General features: G+C 44.1%; 26 protein-coding genes. 7 read left to right on the top strand and 19 right to left on the bottom strand.

Annotated features, from left to right (window positions below; genetic code table 11):
- Window positions 1-42 precede the first annotated feature (42 nt).
- A complete protein-coding gene (locus tag EJA10_RS01995; protein WP_125478311.1) occupies window positions 43-375 on the bottom strand; it encodes a hypothetical protein in 333 nt (110 codons plus the stop codon).
- A 213-nt stretch (window positions 376-588) separates the two neighbouring features.
- Here EJA10_RS01995 and EJA10_RS01990 point away from each other — a divergent pair, with 213 nt between their 5' ends.
- Complete coding sequence (locus EJA10_RS01990) at window positions 589-2,907, top strand: UvrD-helicase domain-containing protein (RefSeq protein ID WP_125478310.1); 2,319 nt, start codon at window positions 589-591, stop codon at window positions 2,905-2,907.
- A 28-nt stretch (window positions 2,908-2,935) separates the two neighbouring features.
- On the opposite strand, the gene spoVIF is transcribed toward EJA10_RS01990, so the two are convergent.
- The 9 genes from spoVIF to EJA10_RS01950 form a co-directional block, all read right to left on the bottom strand.
- The gene (gene spoVIF / locus EJA10_RS01985; protein ID WP_125478309.1) at window positions 2,936-3,190 is read right to left on the bottom strand and encodes a sporulation-specific transcription regulator SpoVIF; all 255 of its coding nucleotides are present in this window, start codon (window positions 3,188-3,190) and stop codon (window positions 2,936-2,938) included.
- Window positions 3,191-3,318: 128 nt separating this feature from the next.
- Window positions 3,319-3,450 carry a YjcZ family sporulation protein gene (locus EJA10_RS01980; protein ID WP_125478308.1) on the bottom strand — a complete coding sequence of 44 codons (132 nt, stop codon included), beginning with the start codon at window positions 3,448-3,450 and terminating at the stop codon, window positions 3,319-3,321.
- Window positions 3,451-3,554: 104 nt separating this feature from the next.
- Complete coding sequence (locus EJA10_RS01975) at window positions 3,555-4,271, bottom strand: DUF421 domain-containing protein (protein WP_125478307.1); 717 nt, start codon at window positions 4,269-4,271, stop codon at window positions 3,555-3,557.
- 26 nt (window positions 4,272-4,297) lie between these two features.
- Window positions 4,298-4,654 carry a stage V sporulation protein AE gene (gene spoVAE, locus EJA10_RS01970; protein WP_125478306.1) on the bottom strand — a complete coding sequence of 119 codons (357 nt, stop codon included), beginning with the start codon at window positions 4,652-4,654 and terminating at the stop codon, window positions 4,298-4,300.
- A gap of 15 nt (window positions 4,655-4,669) precedes the next feature.
- Window positions 4,670-5,683 (bottom strand): stage V sporulation protein AD, encoded by a 1,014-nt coding sequence (gene spoVAD, locus EJA10_RS01965; RefSeq protein ID WP_125478305.1) that lies wholly within the window; start codon window positions 5,681-5,683, stop codon window positions 4,670-4,672.
- Window positions 5,684-6,163, bottom strand: a complete 480-nt coding sequence (gene spoVAC, locus EJA10_RS01960; RefSeq protein ID WP_125478304.1) for a stage V sporulation protein AC — start codon at window positions 6,161-6,163, stop codon at window positions 5,684-5,686.
- A gap of 15 nt (window positions 6,164-6,178) precedes the next feature.
- Window positions 6,179-6,667, bottom strand: coding sequence for a YhcN/YlaJ family sporulation lipoprotein (locus tag EJA10_RS01955; protein ID WP_246017641.1), 489 nt, complete (start codon window positions 6,665-6,667; stop codon window positions 6,179-6,181).
- A 246-nt stretch (window positions 6,668-6,913) separates the two neighbouring features.
- Window positions 6,914-7,039 carry a hypothetical protein gene (locus EJA10_RS23875; RefSeq protein ID WP_281274458.1) on the bottom strand — a complete coding sequence of 42 codons (126 nt, stop codon included), beginning with the start codon at window positions 7,037-7,039 and terminating at the stop codon, window positions 6,914-6,916.
- 95 nt (window positions 7,040-7,134) lie between these two features.
- Window positions 7,135-7,479 carry a DUF1360 domain-containing protein gene (locus EJA10_RS01950; RefSeq protein WP_125478303.1) on the bottom strand — a complete coding sequence of 115 codons (345 nt, stop codon included), beginning with the start codon at window positions 7,477-7,479 and terminating at the stop codon, window positions 7,135-7,137.
- Between the two features lie 203 nt (window positions 7,480-7,682).
- Here EJA10_RS01950 and EJA10_RS01945 point away from each other — a divergent pair, with 203 nt between their 5' ends.
- A complete protein-coding gene (locus tag EJA10_RS01945; RefSeq protein WP_125478302.1) occupies window positions 7,683-8,180 on the top strand; it encodes a CotY/CotZ family spore coat protein in 498 nt (165 codons plus the stop codon).
- Window positions 8,181-8,235: 55 nt separating this feature from the next.
- Here the strand turns inward: EJA10_RS01945 and EJA10_RS01940 are convergent, their stop codons facing one another.
- The 4 genes from EJA10_RS01940 to mgtE form a co-directional block, all read right to left on the bottom strand.
- A complete protein-coding gene (locus EJA10_RS01940) occupies window positions 8,236-8,721 on the bottom strand; it encodes a CotO family spore coat protein (RefSeq protein ID WP_125478301.1) in 486 nt (161 codons plus the stop codon).
- A 148-nt stretch (window positions 8,722-8,869) separates the two neighbouring features.
- Window positions 8,870-9,637 (bottom strand): enoyl-ACP reductase FabI, encoded by a 768-nt coding sequence (gene fabI, locus EJA10_RS01935; RefSeq protein ID WP_125478300.1) that lies wholly within the window; start codon window positions 9,635-9,637, stop codon window positions 8,870-8,872.
- Window positions 9,638-9,745: 108 nt separating this feature from the next.
- On the bottom strand, window positions 9,746-11,605 hold the full coding sequence (locus EJA10_RS01930) for a monovalent cation:proton antiporter family protein (RefSeq protein WP_125478299.1): 1,860 nt from the start codon (window positions 11,603-11,605) through the stop codon (window positions 9,746-9,748).
- Window positions 11,606-11,617: 12 nt separating this feature from the next.
- Window positions 11,618-12,943 carry a magnesium transporter gene (gene mgtE / locus EJA10_RS01925; protein ID WP_425462060.1) on the bottom strand — a complete coding sequence of 442 codons (1,326 nt, stop codon included), beginning with the start codon at window positions 12,941-12,943 and terminating at the stop codon, window positions 11,618-11,620.
- A gap of 294 nt (window positions 12,944-13,237) precedes the next feature.
- On the opposite strand from mgtE, the gene prpE reads away from it, so the two are divergent.
- Window positions 13,238-13,978, top strand: coding sequence for a bis(5'-nucleosyl)-tetraphosphatase PrpE (gene prpE, locus EJA10_RS01920; protein ID WP_125478297.1), 741 nt, complete (start codon window positions 13,238-13,240; stop codon window positions 13,976-13,978).
- Window positions 13,979-14,372: 394 nt separating this feature from the next.
- Here the strand turns inward: prpE and EJA10_RS24040 are convergent, their stop codons facing one another.
- The 5 genes from EJA10_RS24040 to EJA10_RS01895 all read right to left on the bottom strand — a co-directional run bounded on the left by EJA10_RS24040 (window position 14,373) and on the right by EJA10_RS01895 (window position 18,506).
- A complete protein-coding gene (locus tag EJA10_RS24040; RefSeq protein WP_425462059.1) occupies window positions 14,373-15,455 on the bottom strand; it encodes a CAP domain-containing protein in 1,083 nt (360 codons plus the stop codon).
- Between the two features lie 105 nt (window positions 15,456-15,560).
- Window positions 15,561-16,466 (bottom strand): RluA family pseudouridine synthase, encoded by a 906-nt coding sequence (locus EJA10_RS01910; protein WP_125478296.1) that lies wholly within the window; start codon window positions 16,464-16,466, stop codon window positions 15,561-15,563.
- 152 nt (window positions 16,467-16,618) lie between these two features.
- Complete coding sequence (locus EJA10_RS01905; RefSeq protein ID WP_125478295.1) at window positions 16,619-17,419, bottom strand: NAD kinase; 801 nt, start codon at window positions 17,417-17,419, stop codon at window positions 16,619-16,621.
- A 33-nt stretch (window positions 17,420-17,452) separates the two neighbouring features.
- A complete protein-coding gene (yjbM, locus tag EJA10_RS01900; protein WP_125478294.1) occupies window positions 17,453-18,091 on the bottom strand; it encodes a GTP diphosphokinase in 639 nt (212 codons plus the stop codon).
- Between the two features lie 34 nt (window positions 18,092-18,125).
- Window positions 18,126-18,506, bottom strand: coding sequence for a UPF0738 family protein (locus tag EJA10_RS01895; RefSeq protein WP_125478293.1), 381 nt, complete (start codon window positions 18,504-18,506; stop codon window positions 18,126-18,128).
- A 118-nt stretch (window positions 18,507-18,624) separates the two neighbouring features.
- Here EJA10_RS01895 and EJA10_RS01890 point away from each other — a divergent pair, with 118 nt between their 5' ends.
- The 4 genes from EJA10_RS01890 to EJA10_RS01875 all read left to right on the top strand — a co-directional run bounded on the left by EJA10_RS01890 (window position 18,625) and on the right by EJA10_RS01875 (window position 21,359).
- Window positions 18,625-19,212 (top strand): CYTH domain-containing protein, encoded by a 588-nt coding sequence (locus EJA10_RS01890; RefSeq protein ID WP_125478292.1) that lies wholly within the window; start codon window positions 18,625-18,627, stop codon window positions 19,210-19,212.
- A gap of 20 nt (window positions 19,213-19,232) precedes the next feature.
- A complete protein-coding gene (locus tag EJA10_RS01885) occupies window positions 19,233-19,868 on the top strand; it encodes a lytic transglycosylase domain-containing protein (protein ID WP_125478291.1) in 636 nt (211 codons plus the stop codon).
- Window positions 19,869-20,079: 211 nt separating this feature from the next.
- A complete protein-coding gene (locus EJA10_RS01880; RefSeq protein ID WP_125478290.1) occupies window positions 20,080-20,481 on the top strand; it encodes a globin domain-containing protein in 402 nt (133 codons plus the stop codon).
- A complete protein-coding gene (locus EJA10_RS01875) occupies window positions 20,478-21,359 on the top strand; it encodes a ClpXP adapter SpxH family protein (RefSeq protein WP_125478289.1) in 882 nt (293 codons plus the stop codon). The genes EJA10_RS01880 and EJA10_RS01875 overlap by 4 nt, the downstream gene beginning before the upstream one ends.
- The last annotated feature ends 51 nt before the right edge of the window (window positions 21,360-21,410 follow it).

The raw sequence follows: 21,410 nt of genomic DNA, 5'->3' as shown, positions 1-21,410 counted from the left end.
ATGAGGAGCTTTTAGTTTGCAAAAAAAAGCACTCCAGCCGAGTTAAATGGACTCGCTGTAGTGCTTTCCTTTCCCTGTGATTTCAGCATATGTTCTGCTGACTACCACTGGATTGACTCTTTTTTTGTAAACTCTGTCTGACGCTTTGTACCCAATGTCAGAAGCAGCCAACTGCATCCGTGCCACAGGCTGTTGTTCTTTTCTCTTCGTCCCCATCGCTAAAGTGGTCTCTTGTTGATCCTGGCCTTTTTGCACAGGGTCTTCCTTGCGAATTCTTGATACCTTGCCAATTAAGAAGGGATCGTAATCCGTTCCGATTTCACGTTCTGCATATTGTATATATTGATAGTTTGTCACTGGAAGAATGTATCCCATTTTTTATATCCCCCAAGCTTTATTAACTGATTGAATGCTTATCTCACTATAACCTTCTTATCCTTTTCCCTCTTTTTGTCCGTACCAAACGAGAAATTAGCAAATTTTTCTTTAAGTGGAGACCTCATGTTTGATCTGAAACTCTCTTTTTCTATAAATCTTATTCTGTTATGATAAGGATTGTGCTATTTTTGGACGGAAATGAGGATTAACATGAAGAGTGCTAGGTACAATAAGCAAATAATAAGCCTTGATGAATATAATCGTGAGGATTATCAAAAGCTCTATGACGACAGCAAAAAAGGGATAAATGAATGCTCTGTTTGCGGTGAACCGGTCAGGCTTTATCTTGGAATCCAAAACAAGCCACATTTCTATCACCACCTCACTCCGAAGGAAGACTGCATAGAAAATATAAAGTCTTCTATACCCGTCCAGCGGGAAGAGAATGTGGAATATATAGAGAGAAACGGCTTCCGCATCCCTAAATCCAGATCCATTACGATGGAGGCGGAAAAGGAAGTCAAGTTCGCTTCACCCAGGGAAATTAATATTCCAGCACCCTTTATCCCCTCTCCCCCTATAAAACCTTTAACAAAGATGGATTATTTAAAGCAGCTTTCGGACTCTGGCATTCAGTTTGACGGCAATCAGGAAAAGGCTGTGGTCAGCATTGATGGACCACTGTTAATTCTTGCAGGAGCTGGGAGCGGCAAGACTAGAGTGCTAACTGCCAGAACAGCATTCATGCTGGAAGAAAAAAAGATAGATCCCGCTTCGATTATGCTTGTAACCTTCACTGCAAAAGCAGCCGCTGAAATGAAGAATCGGATCACCCATTATCCCGGAATGACTCCAGCTAAAGTGAACAAGCTTGTCGCCGGCACATTCCATAGTATTTTCTATCGCATCCTTTGTTTCCATGAACGGGAAAAGTGGTCTTCTGACAAGCTCATCAAAAAAGATTGGCAGCGGGAGCAGATTTTAAAGGAGGCCGGACGAAGGCTCAACCTTGATGAGAAAGAGTTTGCATATGATCTCGCCCTTCAGCAGATCGGCCTTTGGAAAAACATGATGTGCACTCCAAATGAAGTTAAGCCTGCGTCTCCATGGGAAGAAAAAGTGGCACTACTATATAAAGACTATGAATCTGCAAAAGAACGGCAGCGTTTATTTGATTTTGATGATATGCTCTTAGGCTGCTATAAACTGCTGAAAGAGCAGCCTGAAATTCTCGAACTCTATCAAAATCGGTTTCAGTACATGTTGATCGATGAGTTCCAGGATATTAATAAGGTCCAATATGAATTGGTAAAAATGATTTCCCGGAAAACCGGCAATGTCTGTGCTGTGGGGGATGATGACCAGTCGATCTATTCTTTCCGCGGCAGCGACCCTGCTTATTTGTTCAAGTTCAAGGAAGACTTCAAGAAGACAAGGCTCATTATCCTTGACCAGAATTATCGATCGCCCCATGAGATTGTTGAGACTGCCAACTCGCTCATCTCAGCTAACCTGACACGCCATGAAAAAGAGATGAGGGCTCAGTTTGCCGGAGAATGCTCCCCTGTCATCTTCCATCCATACGATGAGGAAGAAGAGGCAACGATGATTGTGACGGATATAAAAGAGCGGATTGAAAAAGGCGCTCGTCCGGGTGATTTCGCGATCCTGTTCCGGACGAATGCAGCGAGCCGGGCCATATTCGAAAGACTTGCCACTTCAAGCCTTCCTTTCCGTGTCGACCAGGATATTGAATCCTTTTACGAGCGCTTCATGGTTAAAGGAATGCTGTCGTTTTTACGGCTCAGCCTGAATCAGGATGATTCTGAAGCCATCAAGCATATTCTTCCTTCCCTGTTCCTGAAACAATCTGTTTTCCGCGATTTGCAGGCGAACAGCATCCTGAATGACTGCTCGATGCTTGAAGCACTTGTCCACGTGAAAACCGGCTTTGCCTTCCAGGAGCAAAAGTTGAAGAAACTCATCCCGATCGTCCGGTCTCTTACATCACTTAGTCCAGTGACAGCCATTGACATTGTTGAAAAGGACCTCGGTTATCAGGACTTCATAAAAAAGCGTGGCAATGAAGGCAATCAGCTGGAAAAAGGTTCAGATGATATCCGCGATTTGAAGGTAGCTGCCCGGAACTTCAAGACGGTAGCGGAATTCCTCGATCACGCGGACCATATGACAGCCATGAATGCCGAAATTAAGCGAAGCAGTAAAAATGCCAGTGACGCGATTACCCTGAGTACTATTCACCGTGCAAAAGGTCTGGAATATGAGAATGTCTACATTATCGGTACTGTAGACGGCAGTATTCCCCATGAGTATTCACTGGATGCCTACCGTAATGGCGATCCACTGCCACTGGAGGAAGAACGCCGGCTGCTTTACGTAGCTGTGACCCGCGCAGAAAGGAATCTGTTCATATCTGTTCCCCAAAAAAGACGCGGAAGAAAAGCGAATGCCTCCCGTTTTCTATCCAATTTGAAAAGAAAAATGCCAAACCAGGACCTCGGACTTTAAGTTCCGAACCTGTTTTGGCTTTTTTGGTTTATTTTTTATTGATCATCTTGGAAATCTGCCCAAAATCGAGCTGTTTTCCGTCCTTGACAATGGATTCGACGATCTTATCTTCCATTTCCTTGTTTACAGGCTTATTGGCCATTTGAGAGACACGCCTAATGACGCCTCTGACCGTTTTCTCATCTTTGAAATTCGCATTTTGCAATGAATTTGCAAGATCAAATACATCCTTCATATTAACGCCAGTCTTTTTCTCTATATTCTTGAAGAAATTATTATCCATGTAAAATCACGCCTCCTTCATTAGCTACTCTTTATACTATGAAGGAAGCTGAAAAAGGTGAAAAAGAAGCCCATTCAAAGATGCAGAAGAAGCCGTTCTGGAAGGGAACGGCTTTTCCTGGCCTTCAATTAGCTGTAGAAGCTTGCTCCTACAATAATCAACAAAATGAACAATACGACAATCAAAACGAAAGTGGAACCGTAATAGCCGCTACCACCGTAGCCGTAGCCGTAGCCGCCTCCGCACCAACCGTAGCCCATTCTTCTTCACCTCACTTTTTATTGCTCATTAGCAATATATGTAAGGCCTATTCGATTTGTATGGGCGAGCCCCCAACCATATTGATAAAACGGCCAGATTCAGGTTATATACGGTCAAAATCCGGGAACCGGGCGGTGAGAAATTCATCATAAAGGTCAACGTTCATGTTTCCATCTGGATCCATTTCTGCATAAAAAACCTGTTCTTGTTCATACCCGCATGCCTGGATTTTTTCATACAGCTGGATTTTATTTAAGCCAGCCTGCCGCAGATTCTCTTCAATAATCTTGCCATCCATTATGACGGCAACCGAGGCAGCATCGTGTACCTTGTGATTCAATACATCTTCATAACGCAAAGGTTGTTTCGCCTTTTTCAATAATACGCTCAATTCACCGTTGGAATCGAGTGAAGCAAACTCTACATCTGCTACCTTGAAAACACTTTTTTTGCGAAGCTGTTCAAGGAGTTCATCAATGCTGTATTTTTCCTTGCGCAGATTCTTCTCAACGATATTCCCGTTTTCAATGAAGGTCGTCGACTTGCCTTCAACAATATTGCGAAAAGCCCTGCTCTTCAAAGAAATCATCGAAATACCCAAAGGGACGAATGACCAGATGATCATGCTGGCAATTCCGTCCCTTAAGCTTAAATCAGGATCCATGGCTAAAGTACCTGCAATATCTCCTACAGTGATGCCGACAATGTATTCAAAAAATGAAAGACTGGACAACTGTTTTTTTCCGAGAAGCTTCGTAATGATGAATAATCCAACAATCAGTAGAATAGATCGAATGATGGTCCTCAAAATATCTGGCATTTTATCATCCCTTGACCCCTATAGAATCAACCTTTTGGCTTAAATAGCAAGGCACCGATAAAACCGAATATGACAGCTGCGGAAATACCGGAGCTCGTGATTTCAAACATTCCTGTCAGGACACCGACCAATCCGTGCTGCTCGGCTTCCTGAAGCGCACCGTGCACGAGCGAATTGCCGAAGCTGGTAATCGGAATCGTTGCACCCGCACCAGCGAAATCAATAAGGGGTTCATAAAGCCCGAAGCCATCCAATAAAGCTCCCAACACGACAAGCAGGCTCATTGTATGTGCAGGTGTCAATTTAGCAATGTCAAACATCAACTGGCCAAAAACACAAATTAAACCTCCGACGACAAATGCCCAAAAAAACATTGGCAGCAAGGTGATTCCTCCCTTCTAGTTCATTTCAATTGATACGGCATGGGCAATACATGGGATGCTCTCTTTTTGCTGGAAAGACAGAGGCGAAAGCAGCGCACCTGTTGCCACTACAAGGATTTTCCTGTATTCTCCTTTGGACATCTGATTAAGCAAATGCCCGTACAGGACAGATGCAGAGCAGCCCGCTCCGCTTCCTCCTGATTGGACAGGCTGTTCTTCATTGTAAATCATCAAGCCACAATCCTGGAATTGCTCCTTCGTTATCTTCAGGCCAGCCTGCTGCAATAGATCATATGTAGTAGCCTGTCCTATCCGGCCAAGATCGCCTGTCACAACTAAATCATAATAAGATGGATCAAGGTTCAAATCTTTAAAATGGGATATGATTGTATCAGCTGCCGCCGGTGCCATCGCTCCTCCCATATTGAATGGGTCGGAGAGCCCCATATCTACTACTTTTCCAATGGTTGCTGAAGTTGTCACTATCTTTCCCTGTTTATCCTGATTATCCGTCAGGACAGCTGCACCGGCACCAGTGACCGTCCATTGAGCGGTTGGCGGCTTTTGCCCGCCATATTCTGTTGGATAGCGAAATTGTTTTTCCGCGGCCGAATTGTGGCTTGAGGCACCGGTCACCGTCTTATTGGCACCCTGGTAATTCACAATAAATGAAGCGAGTGCCAGACCCTCCATCGAAGTTGAACATGCCCCGAAGAGTCCGAAATATGGAATCTGCAGCGTCCTCGCTGCGAAGCTTGTAGGCGTAATCTGGTTGATCAAATCGCCTGCAAGCATAAACTGCATGTCTTCCTTGTTAAAATTCCCTTTTTGCAATGCGGCTTTGATTGCCTCTTCCAGCAAAACTCTATGGGCTTTTTCATAGGAGTCCTGCCCCATCCATAGATCATCATGTAGTACATCAAAATCAGCTGCCAGTTTTCCTTCTGCCTCAAAGGGACCTCCCGAGGCTCCCCAGGATTCAATGACCGGGCGATTCATAAATTCCCATGATTGCCTGCCAATCAACATTTACAGCACCCCCATCATTGTCAGCAAAGTTTTGAACAGCGCGACCACAAACGCAGCAAAAACACCAAACAAAATGACGCTTCCTGCCAGTTTAAACATATTGCCGCCGACACCAAGCACAAATCCTTCTGTACGATGTTCAATCGCCGCGGAAATGACCGAGTTCCCGAATCCGGTCACCGGTACGGCGCTGCCTGCCCCGGCGAATTGTCCGATGTGGTCATAGACTCCGAAGCCTGTCAGGAGCATCGACAGAAAAATCATCGTCGCTACAGTTGGATTCCCTGCTGTCTGTTCGGTGAAATGAAAGAAATAGATATAGAAATAGGTAATCGCCTGTCCAATTGTACAAATCAGCCCGCCAACCAAAAAAGCTTTAAAGCAATTTTTAACAACCGGGCGTTTTATTTCATGTTTCTGTTCCAGTTGCTGATATTGCTGCTGTTCTGGTGTCAGCTTTTGTTTTTGTTTATCTCCCATCTCACCCATCCCTCCTTAAGTCATTTCTTTTTTCAATGAGATGATCTTCTGCAGCTGTTTTTCCGCCTTCTTTTCCGGATAGGCCGGATTCTTCATTTTTTCCTGCAGCTCCACTGCCTCTATGAAAATTTTGAAGTCACTGGAAACAATGAAGTTTTCGCCTGGATAATTTTTTTCCAGCTTTTTATTGATTTCTTTCTCGATTCGTTTCATGCCAAATCGCTTCATATGCTTCACCTTATAAGCGACCAGTGTATCTTCTTTCCCGGCAATAACTGCGACGTCATAGAGTTCTTCAAATGCCTGGATGTCTTTTTTCACCTTTTCAGCCAGCTCGACCTTTTCATGATTAAAATCGTTGGTCGCACCAGGGGCCGGATTGACGGACTGGATCATAGATGCCCTGCTCTCCTGAGTGGTTTTTCCAAATGAGCAGCCGGCAGTCCCAGCCGAAATCAAAACCATTGCAATTAATGCTTTTACTGCCTGTATTGGTTTCATCATAATCCCTTCCTATGCTTCATCAAATTGGTTGATTTTATTTTCCGCGACCAATAGGGAATTTATGAGTTTTTTATATCGGATATTATTTCCATGCATTGTAAAGAACGATTTGATTTCAAAAGAATTTATTTTAAGATCCCTTTGATTACCATTAAAAAATTGGCTGGCCAGTTTTCAAACATGAAGCTCCATACACCTTAAAGCTTAAAAAGAAAACGCCTGCCAGTATGAATGGCAGGCGCAAATTTATGTTTTTTTCTTCTTCCCGCAACCGCAGCCGCCTGTTTTTCGCCTGCGTCTTGTACCTGTGATTCGCTTCGCATTGGAGGATGGTTTCTGCTCCCCGCTGGAAGCTTGTTGCTTTTTCTCCATGTTCACCAACTCCTTCATTAAAGAGTCCATATATCATTTTATGGCATTTTGTCCCCAGGTGTTCTGGACGGACTCATTAATTTCTATGAACGACATCAATCTTTTACAAGAGAATGCTGAATGAGCGCAGCTGCACCTGCAATGGCCAGAATTGTGATCACCGGAAGCGAAAACTCTGGGAAGAGCGAGTAAGCCCCAAAAATGATAGCTGATGACCATATTCCTGTACACCAGTGGCAGCTCAATAATTCTCCTATCCAGTACCTCAGCCCGGAACCTTTAATTTCTATGAATGTTTCTGTTTGACCGTCCTCAGTTATCTCTTCCACTGTTTCATGGAAGGGAGCCCGGAGAAATCCAGTGATAGTATCGTACACAATCAGCCGGGTCAAACGGAAGCTAGCTAATATAAGAAGGCAAAAATCAAACCAGCTACCCACCTTTTACACCACCTGCACTTTTTCGAGTCATTTCAGCATATGCAGGGCAAATCCCTATGTATAGGCAGGAGCCTGTCCGCTCCTGTCATTAATTTTTGTGCGAATCATGATGAAAATTAGACAAACACCCACACCAATAGGAGGGCGATTCATATTCTATTAAGGACAATAGGTCATATCAACTAAAAGGAGATGAACTTGTTATGGGTTGCAAAGGTAAAAAACACGATGGCGACAGCTGTGTATGCGAGGTCTTGAGAGCAGTTGCAGACGCCCAGGATGAAGTGGATGTAGACAATGATTGCGATGTCAGCTGCCACAGATCGATTCAAGAACTTTTAGCAGGCGCACAAACACCAAATGGTTTAGATACAATTCCTCTAATCTTGTATTGTGGGGATTGCGTACCTTTTGAAGGATTTGGAGCACGAGTTAGAAACGGAAATTTGGATTGCTTCCGCTCATTCTTCTTCAGGGTAACCTCTGTAGATAACGATTGCTGCGCTAAAATCGAGTTATTGACTACTCGGGGAGATAGCGGTAACTTTGCTGATCCTTGTGCTCAGATTCAAACTGGTGGAGCCAGAAACGAATTCTTCCGGACTGGTATCTGTATCACTGTTGATCTGGATTGCTTCTGTGCAGTCACTTGCCTGGATCCAGTAGCAGCACTTCCACTATCAAGCCTTCCTGGGCAATAAATTGCTTATAAAGGCTAGGATGAACCAGGCTTACCGTAAAAAGGTAAGCCTATTTTTATAATCCCGCCCGCTTAATATCTATCAGATCCTGTTCAGAAATTGTGACATTTTTCTTTCTTGGAACAATCGAATGAACCAAGAGTACTCCATCTTTCATTTCTATAAAAAATCCTTTGTACGATCCAGTATGGGTTATGAATTCATATTTGACTTTTACCACAGAAGCCGGTACAAGCTTTAAATGTCTGATTTTTTCCTCAAGAGTATACTCACTAAAAGACTTCTTTTTATTTGTTTCGCTTTCAGTTTCAGTTTTGCTTTCAGTTACAATTTTAGTTTCTGCCTCTGTTTCCACCATTTCTTCCTTCTTAAGAGAGGATTCTGTCTTCATCTGATCCATTACAGGATTTTGACTAGACTCCTTTCGATCTTCAGTGTTCTTATAAAGGAAATCCCTCTGCATATCAGGTTGTGGAAAGTCAAGCTGTGGTTGGTTAATATAAAATATAGGTAAAGTTTTACGACTGCGTTTCCTTCCCAAGTTCAGCACCTCCAATACTTCATTCCCTTTATGTTTATGCGTTTGCCTATGATAGGTGACGAAACCTAAGCATTTCTGGCAACAGAAGAAAGCCCGCTGATAAACAGCGGGCTTTCTTCTGTTGCTATTAAGGATTAATGATCCTTCTTTAAAGAATATGAAATCCAGAATCTACATGGATATTCTCGCCAGTGATGCCACGTGAAAGGTCACTGAACAGGAATAATGCTGTATCGCCAACTTCTTCTGGAGTCGTGTTTCTGCGGAGCGGTGCTTTCTCTTCGATCTCCTTCAGGATGGAATTGAAGTCGCTGACTCCTTTTGCAGACAATGTCCGGATTGGTCCTGCAGAGATTGAGTTAACACGGATGTTTTGCTTACCTAAGTCTGCTGCCAGGTAACGTACGCTTGCGTCAAGGGAAGCTTTTGCAACGCCCATGACATTGTAATTCGGGATTGCTCGCTCACCGCCCAGATACGTCAAGGTTACGATGCTTCCGCCTTCAGCCATCAGTTCCTTTGCTTCCTTGGCCACTGCTGTCAATGAATAAGCACTGATATTGTGGGCAAGAAGGAATCCATCACGGGTAACGTTCATATAATCGCCTTGCAATTCTTCTTTATTTGCGAATGCGATGCAATGCGCTAAACCAGAAATAGTTCCGGTAGCTTCCTTGATTTCCCGGAAGCACTTAGCCACATCCTCGTCGCTGGTAACGTCGCAAGGTAAAACAAGATAGTTTTTATCAAGTGATTCTGCAAGTTCGCGGACACTTTTCTCGAGACGCTCGCCTGCATAAGTGAAGATCAAATTAGCTCCTGCGTTATGAAGGGATTGAGCAATTCCCCATGCGATGCTTCGTTTATTGGCAACACCCATTACAACGTATGTTTTTCCGTTCAGTGAAAGAGTCATTCTCCAAATACCCCCGTTTTAATACATGTTATTAGTACCTAGTGCTAATTCTACACTATTTTTTTTCATTTGAAAAGAAAAACCCGCCAAAAAGGCGGGTTTCCGTATTTAGCACCAGAAACAGAATTCTAATTCACGTTTCAGTTCATCAACATATTCTTTTGAACCCGTAACAATCAAACGGTCATTCAATCTCAATTCAGTATCTCCATGCGGAACAATCGACTCATTGTCTCGAAGGATTCGGACAAAGATCACATCTCCTGTGAATGGGAAACGCCTGATGCTCATGCCGTCAAAGTGATCATTGAGCATTCGGATTTCATGCAGTGAATTCTCATGATTTGTCAGGATGCTCATGACTCCTGGTGATTCAATCATGGCGCGAAGCAAGGACTCAGTAGATCTGAGGACGGAAAATACTTCAATTCCCTTTTCCTGTGATTCAGCAGCAAGATCAGGAGTTTCAATCCTGGCTATGACTCGTTCCACTCCGCTATCCTTTGCACTTTCTGCAATGGACGCATTCAGTTCGCCATCACCAGTGGAAATCACGAGGATAGGTGCATCAAATACCTTGTGCTTTGCGAGTGTCTCGGTTTCATAATTTTCCAATTCAATGATTTCAAACACTGAATCAGCAATTAACTTCTCGGATTTCTCCTGTTTTGTATGATAAAGGACTGGTTCATACAGGGATGATTGTAATTCACGTGATACAGGAAGTGTCATCTGGTTGGCACCAATGAATGCCACTTTGACCTTTTTCTCCTCCGCCTTTTCCTGAGGGAAAACCTTTTTAAATAAAATCGGTGTCAAAACACTCGAAATAACGGCCACGAGAATCAGTGTCCCGTTCATTTGCGGAGTAATCATTCCCATTCTTTCTCCAATTGCAGCAGCCGCGATGACCAGAGACAGTGTGGATGTCAGCAGGAAACCGGACGCCAATACGGTTGTGGTGTCATACCACTTTTTCAAAAGATACACCGGCACCATCTTTGATATAAATAGAGCCAGCAACAAAAGCGGAATCAGTAAAAGAAGCTTTTTGTCACTCAGCAATGACCACAAATCCAGCTCGACTCCCACCATTACAAAGAAAATAGGAATCAGGAATCCATATCCAAACGAATCAAGCTTGTGAACCATTTCCTGATCTGGAGCAAGCAAGGAAACAAGCACGCCAGCCAGGAACGCACCTAGGATATTCTCCGCACCAACAGTTTCAGAGATGGCAACCAGAAGGATGATCAACGCAAAGACAGCACGGGTGCCGATCTGTGTAGTCCCTGTTGAAAGTGCATTGATGAAAGTACGGTTTTTGAAGGCTCTTCCGACAAAATACAGCGCCACTCCTGCTGCAAACAGGACTAGCAGCAGCCATGTATTTCCTTCTCCTCCATCATAAAGAGAAACGAAAACAGCAAGCAGAATCATTGTTGCCAAGTCAGCAATGACAGCGACCAATAAAATGATCTGCCCGATATTCGTCTTCATTAAATGTGCGTCTTTCAAAGTTGGCACAACTACACCAAGGGAAATCGTCGAAATAATCAAGGTCATTAAAAATACATTTTCAATGAAGCCGGCAAGTACGAATAAATAGGACAAACCGAATGAAGCAATGAAAATGCCTATAAAAATCAAGGAGGATACCACAAAAGTATTGGGCTCCTTTTTGCCATTGGCCATCACTTTATTTTTCTTGCCACCTGAAAAGGCAGTAAAATCGATTTCCAGCCCGCTCAGGAACATCAGAAACAAGAAGCCTAATGTAGAAAGAGTGCTCAGCCATGCATCTTCATGGACGATATTGAATCCGCTCTTGCCGATGAGCAGACCCATGATGATTTCGGCAACCACGACAGGTATGAAATTCATTCTGAATCGATGCAGCAATATGGGTGTTAAAAATGCAACAATGATGACGATTACGAGCGAAGTAATCGATGCATGATGTTCCATCCCATCCCTCCTTTAGTTTGTTAAATAACTCATGAAAGCAGTGGCAATTCCGAAATAAATGAGGATACTGATAATATCATTAATAGTCGTGATAAACGGACCTGATGCCACTGCCGGGTCGATTTTTAACCGGTGCATCAGCAAAGGCACCAATGATCCTGCGAGCGTTGCAATGATCAAGGTTATAAAAATCGAAATACCGACCAGACTGCCGAGGAATAGATCACCCTGCCAGAAAAAAACGACCAGGGTGACCAAAACACCGCAAATAAACCCGGTGATCAAGCCAGTTCCGGCTTCCCTTAAGATAATATTCCACTTGCTTTCTTTTTCAAGATCGCCAGTAGCTATCCCCCTTACTGCAACTGCAAGAGCCTGTGTGCCCGTGTTTCCTGCCATACCAGCAATCAGCGGGATGAAGACTGCCAAAATCGCTACTTTATTCAAGGTATCCTCGAACCTGCCAATGAGGCTAGCGGTGAACATCCCTAAAAACAGCAGGATGATCAGCCATGGCAGCCGCTTCTTAGCAGCAGCAATGGGATTGCGGTCAACACTATCCAGGTCAGCAATACCAGCCAGTTTGGAATAGTCATCGGATGCTTCTTCTTCCATAACGTCGATAATGTCATCGACCGTTATGATTCCCAGAAGGTGATTCTGAAAATCAACAACCGGAAGAGCAAGGAAGTTGTAATCACGCATCATACGCGCTACCTCCTCCTGGTCCTCCCCAACCGAGACGGAAACAACACGATCATTCATAATTTCGCCAATCATGGTTTCATCATCGGCAACAATCAAATCGCGGAGTGAAATGACACCAGCAAGACGTTTAACCTCATCAATAACAAAAATATAATAAATGGTTTCAGCCTGGGGAGCTTCTTTTTTCAGAATATACATTGCTGACCTGACAGTCTGATTCGCAGAAATCGCAATGAATTCAGTCGTCATGATACTGCCGGCAGTGTACTCTTCATAATGAAGCAGGTCCTTGATCTCCTGGGCAGCTTCTTCATCCATGATCGTCAGATAGCTTGCCACCTGTTCCTTATCCAGCTCATTCAGTACATCAACCGCATCATCCGCATACATATTCGAGAGCATGTCGGCCGCATAATTCGGATTCATCTGTGCCAGCACATCTTTGAAATCCTCATCATCCGCTTCCAGGTTTTCGAAAAGCTCTGCCATTTCTTCAGGGGACAAATACTGATAAACCTTCGCACGCTTATCGTCTTTCAGTTCACTGAAGAATGCAGCCTGATCATACGGATGCAGGTCTAAAAACTCTGCCCTAAAAGCATCAATATTCTCAGAGTAAAGTGCTTCCATCAGCAGCTCGGTATTGATTTGCTGCTTTGATGCTGATTCTTGACGTTCTTCAGTCATCCACCTTACCCCCTTTCCTTCTCTGTACATTCCATTATACTAGCATTTATTGTATTCTTTGTCTTTTATCTGCTCTTGTTGGCCTGCACAAGTTTGTTTTCATCCGTTCCTATCGTAAAATATAATCGACCTTTTCATTAACATTCCCTTTTTCGGGATACATTGTGAGTAAAAAAATTTTACTTTTCATTTTCCATCACGAGGGAAAAAATAAGCTAACAAAAGGAGGGACAACTTATGAAACTGGATATAATTGGTGATATACATGGGTGTTTGATTGAGTTTGAAGAACTGACAAAAAAACTGGGCTACTGGTGGGATTCCGGGATTCCCGTTCATCCAGAAGGACGTCTGCTTGCTTTTGTAGGAGACTTGACTGATCGGGGGCCTAACTCTCTCAAGGTCGCAGAACTCGTCTATGAACTGGTGGTGTCCAGGGAAATGGCCTATTACGTTCCAGGAAACCATTGTAATAAGCTTTACCGTTATCTGTCAGGAAACAAAGTACAGACTACCCACGGACTTGAAACCACTGTGTCAGAGTATTTAGCACTTGATAAACAGCAGAAGGATTCTTTCCGGGAAAAGTTCCTCCGTTTATATGAGGCTGCTCCGCTGTACCAGGTACTTGACGGAGGAAAACTCGTCATTGCGCATGCAGGGATAAGAGAAGATTACATAGGCAAAAGTGGGTCCAAAGTGAAAACGTTCGTCCTTTATGGCGATATCACCGGACAAGCAAACCCTGACGGCACGCCTGTCAGGCGCGACTGGGCGAAAAAGTACCAAGGAAAAGCGCTCATCGTTTATGGACATACACCAGTAAGGGAACCGAGGATTGTCAGCAATACTTATAACATAGATACAGGGGCGGTGTTCGGCGGACAATTGACGGCTTTGCGCTATCCAGAGGTTGAACTCGTCTCTGTGCCATCTACAATGCCGCTTGTAGCTGAAAAATTCAGGGATATAGAATAATTTAAAATAATTTTCGTTCATAGTACCACGTTAAGTTTGAAAGTCCAGTTGATTGGGGTGGAAGGCGCGTTGACTCCTCCGAAAATGCCAACGCATTTCCATCGTGCGTGGGAATTTTCAAGGAAGCGAATTCATAGTCCTGCGGGATCAGCTGGAAAGGTGAGACCCCGCAGACGACAACGGCGGTGAGGAGGCTCTCCGCCACAGCCCCAAGGATTGCTTATGAAAAAGACGGCAGTTGGTCTTTTTCATATTCTTCCCGCGGAAAGCGAAGCGCCTGGAACGGAAATCAACAGTTCAGCACCAATCAAAAAAGACTGTAGAACAAACACGATTTTTATCGAGTTTGTCTACAGTCTGAGCTAACCATTTAGTCATGGTTAGCTTTTTTGGTTTACTTGCCAATAAACATTTGCGTCCAATAATTGCCTTGTGCCGTATGGCCGACACCGATATGCGTGAAGTTCGGGCTCAGGATATTTTTCCGATGTCCCTCACTGTTCATCCATGCATTCACGACTTCTTCGGCACTTTGCTGTCCCATGGCAATATTTTCTCCGGCCGAATTGTACGTTACTCCGAAATCCCTCATCATATCGAAAGGAGATCCATAGGTTGGGCTTGTATGTGAAAAATAATTCTTCGCCTGCATATCATTTGATTTTTGCTGTGCTACATTGCTCAAGGCTGTATCAGGCGACAGGTTAGGCAGGCCGTTTTTCCTGCGCTGCTCATTCGTTAAATCAATGACTTTCGATTCGAAAGCACTCAACTCTGTTCCACTTGGAGTTTGCTTTTGTTGTTCTGGTGCGGCTTCTTCCGCAGGTGCTTGCTCAGGAGCAGGTGCTGCCTCTTGTTCTGGAGCAGGTGCCGGTGCCGCTTCAGGTGCTGGTGCTGCTCCCTGATTTTGTTCAGGAGCTGGTGCTGTTCCTTGTTCTGGTGCTTGAGGCGCAGGCGCTGCCTGATTTGGAGCTGGTGTTGCTCCCTGATTCGGGGCTGGTGCTGTTCCCTCATTTGGAGCCGGAGCCGCTCCTCCTTCGTTCAGGTCTGGCATATCAATTCCCGTGCGGCGCTGCAATTCATTAAGCAGATTGTTCAAATCTGCTCGCTGGCCATCTTCCAGGGTCAATCTTCCCTGCCCATTCATTTGAGTGTGCGGATATTTCGCGCTAGGGATTCCAGTGCTGTATGAGTTCGGGTCAACCGTTAAATACCCATTCGGCATCTGAAGGATTTCACTTGTAGCATTTGCTTCACTTTGACCATTGTTCCTGCCAGTGTTTGTGTCAGGTCTCTGGTTCTGCGTTCTAAGTCTGTTTGTATCATTGTCCCAATAACCAGTACGGTCATTTCCAAGGGTAGTCATTCGATTGTCACGTAAATCCATTGCTTCGTTATTATTGTTATTGCAGGCTGCAAGCCCTAAAAGCATGACAGCAGAAACCGCAATAAGTTTACCTTGTTTATGAATGTTCAACTGATGCTTCCTCCTTGATTTTCATTTACTACTCCCTTATGATTTGAAGATTTCACGGAAATATAGAATGAAATATCTGATAAAAATGTAAAAAGACAAACCGTATCAAATCGGTTTGCCTTTTGCGAACAATTCACTCATATCCTCAGGAAGGTCCGAGGTGAACTTATATTCCTTATGTAAAAACGGGTGGTAAAATTTGAGTTCCCTGCAATGTAATGCCTGTCTTGCTATTTCCTCTCTGTTGCCGCCATATAAAGTATCGCCAAGAAGCGGATGGCCAATATGGGACATATGGACCCTGATTTGATGGGTCCGCCCTGTCAGCAGCCTTAGTTTAATATGGGTAAAATTTGCGTACCGTTCAATTACCTCGAACAAAGTGACTGCATACTGGCCCTCAGGATGCACTTCCCGCTCAATGATGCTGTCACTTTTTCGGGCGATTGGCTGCTCGATTTTGCCCTGATTCTCCTGTACAGAACCCTCTGCAATTGCTTCATATGTACGTTTGACTCCCCCTGCCTGCTGCTGCTTGCTGAACAAGTGGTGGACATGACTGTGCTTGGCGATCAGCACGAGTCCCGAGGTATCCCGGTCCAGCCTGGTGACTATATGGGTCGTGGCAGATATACCTCGTTCTCCATAATAACCGATCAGCCCGCTTGCCAGGCTGCCATGAGGATGTTCACGCGAAGGGATCGTATTCATGCCCGGCGGTTTATTAATGACCAGCAGGTATTCATCCTCAAAGATGACGTCAAGGGGGATGCTTTCCCCCTTCACACCTTCTGATGGCACTTCAAGGGGAAACATCACCTTAACCCGATCACCGCTTTTTAAAATATACCGGACATTCATTTCCTGGCCATTCACCCCGATGAAACCGCCTTTGAATTTAATATCCGTCAATGCTGTTTTTGAAATTTCCTTTTCCTTCAGGAATTCCCTCAGCACCTTTCCATTGTCGGCAGTCTCCGCTGTGAATTCCAGTGTGAAGTGTTTTGCCATATCAAAGGCTCCCTGTTATAAATGCTGTTAATTGGACATAGTAAAAGGTCCATTAAACCTCTTTTATTAGACATTTTGAAAAGCTAAGTCACTTAAAATATCCATTACATAATTCCATGAAAATTATCTCCGACATTCCCCACTTGTCAGTCTTAATCACTGTCCGAAATGAAGGAGTCATGAACCCTTTTCCAGAATGGGAATGGCCTGAAGCGGGCGAATCGGATTTTTTCGTCGGCCACCCTGAATTGGATGGATTTCACATCTTTATGCAATAGGGTCAAGTGGTCGACTGTTACCTGGAAATCAGGCCTGTTCACTGGCTTTAGTGTGCATGTATGATGATCAGGAAGAATCAGCGGCGATCCTACTGTCCGGAAAACCCTGTTATTGATTGATGCCATTTCGGCTACCTGGATGGCTCTTAACGAAGGATGAAGAATCGCTCCGCCCAATGCTTTATTATAGGCTGTACTCCCGGAAGGTGTTGAAACGCACAACCCGTCACCGCGGAATCGTTCAAAGTGCTGGCCGCGGATTTCCACATCCATCACCAATGTCCCTTCTACTGATTTGACTGTCGATTCATTCAGGGCAAGATATCTTGTTTCCCTGCCGCCATGCTGGTATCTGATGATCACCTCAAGCAGGGGATATTCAATTACCTGGTATGGAGTCTTGGCTATGGCGATGACGAGTTTCTCGATTTCTTCAGGAACCCAGTCTGCATAAAACCCGAGATGGCCGGTATGTACTCCGATGAATGCTGTTTTATCCAGCCTGCTGCTGTACCTGTGAAAAGCGTATAGCAATGTGCCATCGCCGCCGACTGATATGCAGATATCCGGTTGATCTTCGTCATAAACCAAATCGAAATCTAAAAGATAAGTCCTCATTTTATGCATTAATGTATTTGACCGTGAATCCCCTTTTGAAGTGATTGCAAATTTCATGTATTCAAACACCCCCGCATATCGGTATTAAGTCTATTTCTTTCCATCCTGCTGCATCTCTTTTTTACGTGTGAAAAATGCCTGGGCATCCTGTATTTCCCCTCTGATGGTCGACATCTCCTCATCAAGGCGGAAAGCGGCCTCCGCAGCTCGCTGGAGCCTGATTTTAATATCCTCAGGAAATAGCCCTTTATATTTGTAGTTAAGCGAATGCTCGACCGTAGCCCAAAAATTCATTGCTAATGTACGGATCTGGATTTCCGCAAGGATGTTTCGTTCGCCCTGAATGGTCTGGACGGGGTAGCGAATAACTACATGGTAAGAGCGGTAACCACTCGCTTTTTTATGGGAAATATAATCCCTTTCCTCGATAATCTCAAAGTCATTCCGGCTTCTCAGCAGTTCCACGACCGTTTTGATATCATCAACGAATTGGCACATGATCCTCAATCCGGCAATATCCTGCATTTCCAAATCCAGCTTATCCAGCGAAATCCCCTTCTGATGGGCCTTGTCAAGAATGCTTGCAATAGGCTTTACCCTTCCTGTGACAAATTCAATCGGTGAGTGATCGGAATGGAGCTCATATTGGCTTCTTATTCCTTTCAGCTTGACCTTCAGCTCTTCAACAGCATATTTATAAGGTTCTAAAAATTGATCCCAGTGTTTCACATCAGTCACCTCATCCGGTTCTTTTCACGAAAGTCTAAGCCAATGTAGCAGCAAATACCTCTTCAACCTTCGTGACCATTTCCTCTCCATAGTTGCTGTTGCCTGTTATGTTTGCGATCAGGTATTCCATTTCGGTGCCAAAACCTTCGAGTTTTAATTTTTCCCCATCTGAGTTCAAGAAGGTGTCGATTCCCGCATCAAGACCTTCTTTAATGACGCTCCATGTTCCATCCGGAATCGTGACATATCGATATCCGTCCTCTTGATCGACGATATAAATAAATGATAATTGATCAGAATCAACCAGCATCTGGCCTGTAGCAGCCAGTCCGTCAAGTTTCATTTTCGTTTCGGTGTTGAGCAGCAGCTCATTATTTTCGATTTTCGCATTAGTAATCTTAATTCTTTGGCTCATTTCTCTACCTCCATAATCTTTTTTATTTTATCATAATGAACCAATTTCTACTAAAGATTGAAGCAAACAGAGATTAACGAGATAATAAATAACAGTTAATAAGAAAGGACGGACGCATGTGAGCCAGAATATTGAAATCGAATTCAAGAATATGCTGACAGAGGATGAGTTCCACCTGCTCATCAAGCATTTTAACCTGGAAGATACCGATTTTAAAAAACAAGTCAATCACTATTTCGATACCCCTTCTTTTTCATTGAAAGATTATGGGGCGGCGCTCCGAATAAGGGAAAAAGGCAGCAAGTTTGAAATGACGCTGAAGCAGCCAGCCTTCCAGGGATTGCTCGAGACCAATCAGGATCTTGCCTCAGATGTCTCCAGGGAAGTTTTGTCAACCGGAACACTGCCAGGAGGAGAAGTAAAAAACGCAGTCGACAGCCTGATCGAAAATGCTCATGAATTGCAGTACTTCGGTTCGTTGACAACAGTGCGTGCCGAGTTAGAGTACAAAGGCGGATTGCTCGTCCTAGACCATAGTTACTATTTAAATTCGGAAGATTATGAGCTAGAATATGAAGTGACTGACGAAGCCGAAGGGTCAAAGGCATTCTCAGCATTGCTTAAAGTACTTAACATTCCTATGAGACCTACCGATAATAAAATCAAGCGGTTCTACGCTAAAAAATATCATCAATTACAAGAGTGAACCAGGCAGGAGATTTCAGAATGAACGTCGACCAGTTAAAAGTCATGCTTGAATTGCAGGCTCTTCAAAACTTCAACAAGCCCTCTTCTCAAAATGGGAACAGTCTTTTCCAGGAGATGCTTTCGGGCATCATGACCGAAAAAAACGATGAACTTGGTGCTACAGCAACTCGTCTTGAAGAATTTTTCGGCAGTCCAAAAAATGCGATTGATTCCATCAACAAGCTGAGCATCGGACAAATGCTTCCACCTATCCAGCTGACAAAAGCAGCAGGAAAAAGAACAGATTTTGATGATATTATCGACAAGGCAGCTGAGGCATTTAGCCTGCCAGCAAAGCTGATTAAGTCTGTCATTCAAAAGGAATCGAATTTTAACCCGAATGCCGTCAGTCATGCAGGCGCATCCGGCTTGATGCAATTAATGCCTGGTACTGCAAGGGGCCTTGGTGTAAAGAATGTTTTTGATCCGGCAGAAAACATTTATGCAGGCAGCAAATACCTCCGTCAAATGCTCGACAGGTATGACAACAATATCGAATTGGCCTTGGCCGCCTATAATGCAGGTCCAGGCAATGTGGATAAATTCGGCGGAATCCCGCCATTCAAGGAAACTCAGAATTACGTACGGAAAGTAACCGATGTATTTTATGGATAAGGGTAATATTCCCATCTCATTTGACCGACTGTCAGTGGTAACAGGCGGTCTTTTTGTGTACATTAGTAAGGCAATCCTAAAAAATACAGGCGGTCCATCCGTTTTACAAGCCTATTTGTTTGAGATATAAATTTAGCATTGCTACAATAAATAGCATAACTATCGAAGCAGAATGAAATTTCAAAATTTACTTTTTAAAGGAGTTTTCAATATGGTTGAGAATAAGACCCTACCATTCGAAGCCATTGGCGAAGGGACACTTCACCGGCTGGTCGATGCTTTTTACAGCCGAGTTGGAATGCATCCTGATCTTGCTCCTATATTCCCGGATGATTTAACGGAAACTGCCCGTAAGCAAAAGCAGTTTTTGACACAGTACTTAGGAGGGCCTCCCTTATATACGAGTGAACACGGCCACCCCATGCTGCGCGCACGACACCTGCCTTTCGCCGTCACGCCAAAACGAGCAAACGCATGGCTCGCCTGCATGGCCGAGGCTATGGATGAAGTGGGTTTGGAAGGGCCTGTCAGGGAGGATTTTTTCGCAAGGCTATATCTTACCGCCCAGCATATGATCAATACACCAGATGATGAAACTGGTGAGAGCACATGAAACTAAAACGTGAAAACTTGCTGAGCTACGATCCAGCCGAGTTTTGTCATGGCATGGATAAAAAGCCAATTGAAATCTATATGTTTGTCGACCCCCTCTGCCCAGAGTGCTGGGCACTTGAGCCAATTCTCAAAAAGCTTCATATCGAATATGGCAAATATTTCTCCATCCGGCACGTCCTGAGCGGAAGGCTTGCCACCCTGAATATGGGCAGAAAAAAACGCTATGAAACGATCGCCGAGCTATGGGAAAAAACTGCAAGCAGAACAGGGATGTCCTGTGATGGCTCCCTTTGGTTCGAAAATCCTGTTTCTTCACCATATTTGGCCTCCATTGCCATCAAATCAGCGGAGCTGCAGGGAAAGAAAAAAGGAATCAGGTTCCTGCGAAAGCTGCAGGAAGTGTTGTTCCTTGAGAAACAGAATGTCTCTAACTTTGATGTATTGAAAGGCTGTGCAAGAAGTGTTGGGTTGGATGTAGAAGAGTTCGTGACCGATATTCACTCCGAAACAGCTGCCAAAGCCTTTCAATGTGATTTGAAAATAACGAACGAAATGGATGTTCAGGAAATCCCTACTTTAGTTTTCTTTAATTCGAATGTTGAAGAAGAAGGCATCAAGATCACTGGTTTATATCCCTATGAAGTTTATGTTCAGATCCTTGAGGAAATGCTCCAGGAAAAGCCAGAGCCAACCCAGCCGCCAGGCCTGGAAAACTTCCTTAAACAATACAAAATGGTGGCATCCAAGGAAGTCTCAGTCGTCTACGATATCAGTGTAGCCCAGGCTGAAAAGGAACTGAAAAAGCTAATGCTTAAGCAAAAGGTTGAACAGGTTCCAGCAAAATATGGGATGTTCTGGAGATTTATTGGAGGATGACCGTGCCGATGCACGGTTATTTTTTTCGGAAATCAATCTGTATACAGAAAG

Origin of the sequence: Mesobacillus subterraneus, from assembly GCF_003937825.1 — a bacterium.
Taxonomy (GTDB): domain Bacteria; phylum Bacillota; class Bacilli; order Bacillales; family Cytobacillaceae; genus Mesobacillus; species Mesobacillus subterraneus.
Note: the sequence above shows the minus strand (reverse complement) of the source record. Positions and strands in the feature narration are given on the sequence as shown.

Bases quoted from the DNA above. Each gene is read 5' to 3' on its own strand.
- EJA10_RS01975 (WP_125478307.1), bottom strand. From the start codon at position 4,271: ATGCCAGATATTTTGAGGACCATCATTCGATCTATTCTACTGATTGTT.
- spoVAD (WP_125478305.1), bottom strand. From the start codon at position 5,683: ATGTTGATTGGCAGGCAATCATGGGAATTTATGAATCGCCCGGTCATT.
- spoVIF (WP_125478309.1), bottom strand. From the start codon at position 3,190: ATGGATAATAATTTCTTCAAGAATATAGAGAAAAAGACTGGCGTTAAT.
- EJA10_RS01990 (WP_125478310.1), top strand. From the start codon at position 589: ATGAAGAGTGCTAGGTACAATAAGCAAATAATAAGCCTTGATGAATAT.
- EJA10_RS01910 (WP_125478296.1), bottom strand. From the start codon at position 16,466: ATGGCAAAACACTTCACACTGGAATTCACAGCGGAGACTGCCGACAAT.
- EJA10_RS01880 (WP_125478290.1), top strand. From the start codon at position 20,080: ATGGTTGAGAATAAGACCCTACCATTCGAAGCCATTGGCGAAGGGACA.
- EJA10_RS01995 (WP_125478311.1), bottom strand. From the start codon at position 375: ATGGGATACATTCTTCCAGTGACAAACTATCAATATATACAATATGCA.
- EJA10_RS01905 (WP_125478295.1), bottom strand. From the start codon at position 17,419: ATGAAATTTGCAATCACTTCAAAAGGGGATTCACGGTCAAATACATTA.
- EJA10_RS01895 (WP_125478293.1), bottom strand. From the start codon at position 18,506: ATGAGCCAAAGAATTAAGATTACTAATGCGAAAATCGAAAATAATGAG.
- EJA10_RS01945 (WP_125478302.1), top strand. From the start codon at position 7,683: ATGGGTTGCAAAGGTAAAAAACACGATGGCGACAGCTGTGTATGCGAG.
- spoVAC (WP_125478304.1), bottom strand. From the start codon at position 6,163: ATGGGAGATAAACAAAAACAAAAGCTGACACCAGAACAGCAGCAATAT.
- EJA10_RS01980 (WP_125478308.1), bottom strand. From the start codon at position 3,450: ATGGGCTACGGTTGGTGCGGAGGCGGCTACGGCTACGGCTACGGTGGT.
- fabI (WP_125478300.1), bottom strand. From the start codon at position 9,637: ATGACTCTTTCACTGAACGGAAAAACATACGTTGTAATGGGTGTTGCC.
- EJA10_RS01875 (WP_125478289.1), top strand. From the start codon at position 20,478: ATGAAACTAAAACGTGAAAACTTGCTGAGCTACGATCCAGCCGAGTTT.
- EJA10_RS23875 (WP_281274458.1), bottom strand. From the start codon at position 7,039: ATGGAGAAAAAGCAACAAGCTTCCAGCGGGGAGCAGAAACCATCCTCC.
- EJA10_RS01930 (WP_125478299.1), bottom strand. From the start codon at position 11,605: ATGGAACATCATGCATCGATTACTTCGCTCGTAATCGTCATCATTGTT.
- EJA10_RS01885 (WP_125478291.1), top strand. From the start codon at position 19,233: ATGAACGTCGACCAGTTAAAAGTCATGCTTGAATTGCAGGCTCTTCAA.
- prpE (WP_125478297.1), top strand. From the start codon at position 13,238: ATGAAACTGGATATAATTGGTGATATACATGGGTGTTTGATTGAGTTT.
- EJA10_RS01955 (WP_246017641.1), bottom strand. From the start codon at position 6,667: ATGATGAAACCAATACAGGCAGTAAAAGCATTAATTGCAATGGTTTTG.
- mgtE (WP_425462060.1), bottom strand. From the start codon at position 12,943: ATGGAAGCACTTTACTCTGAGAATATTGATGCTTTTAGGGCAGAGTTT.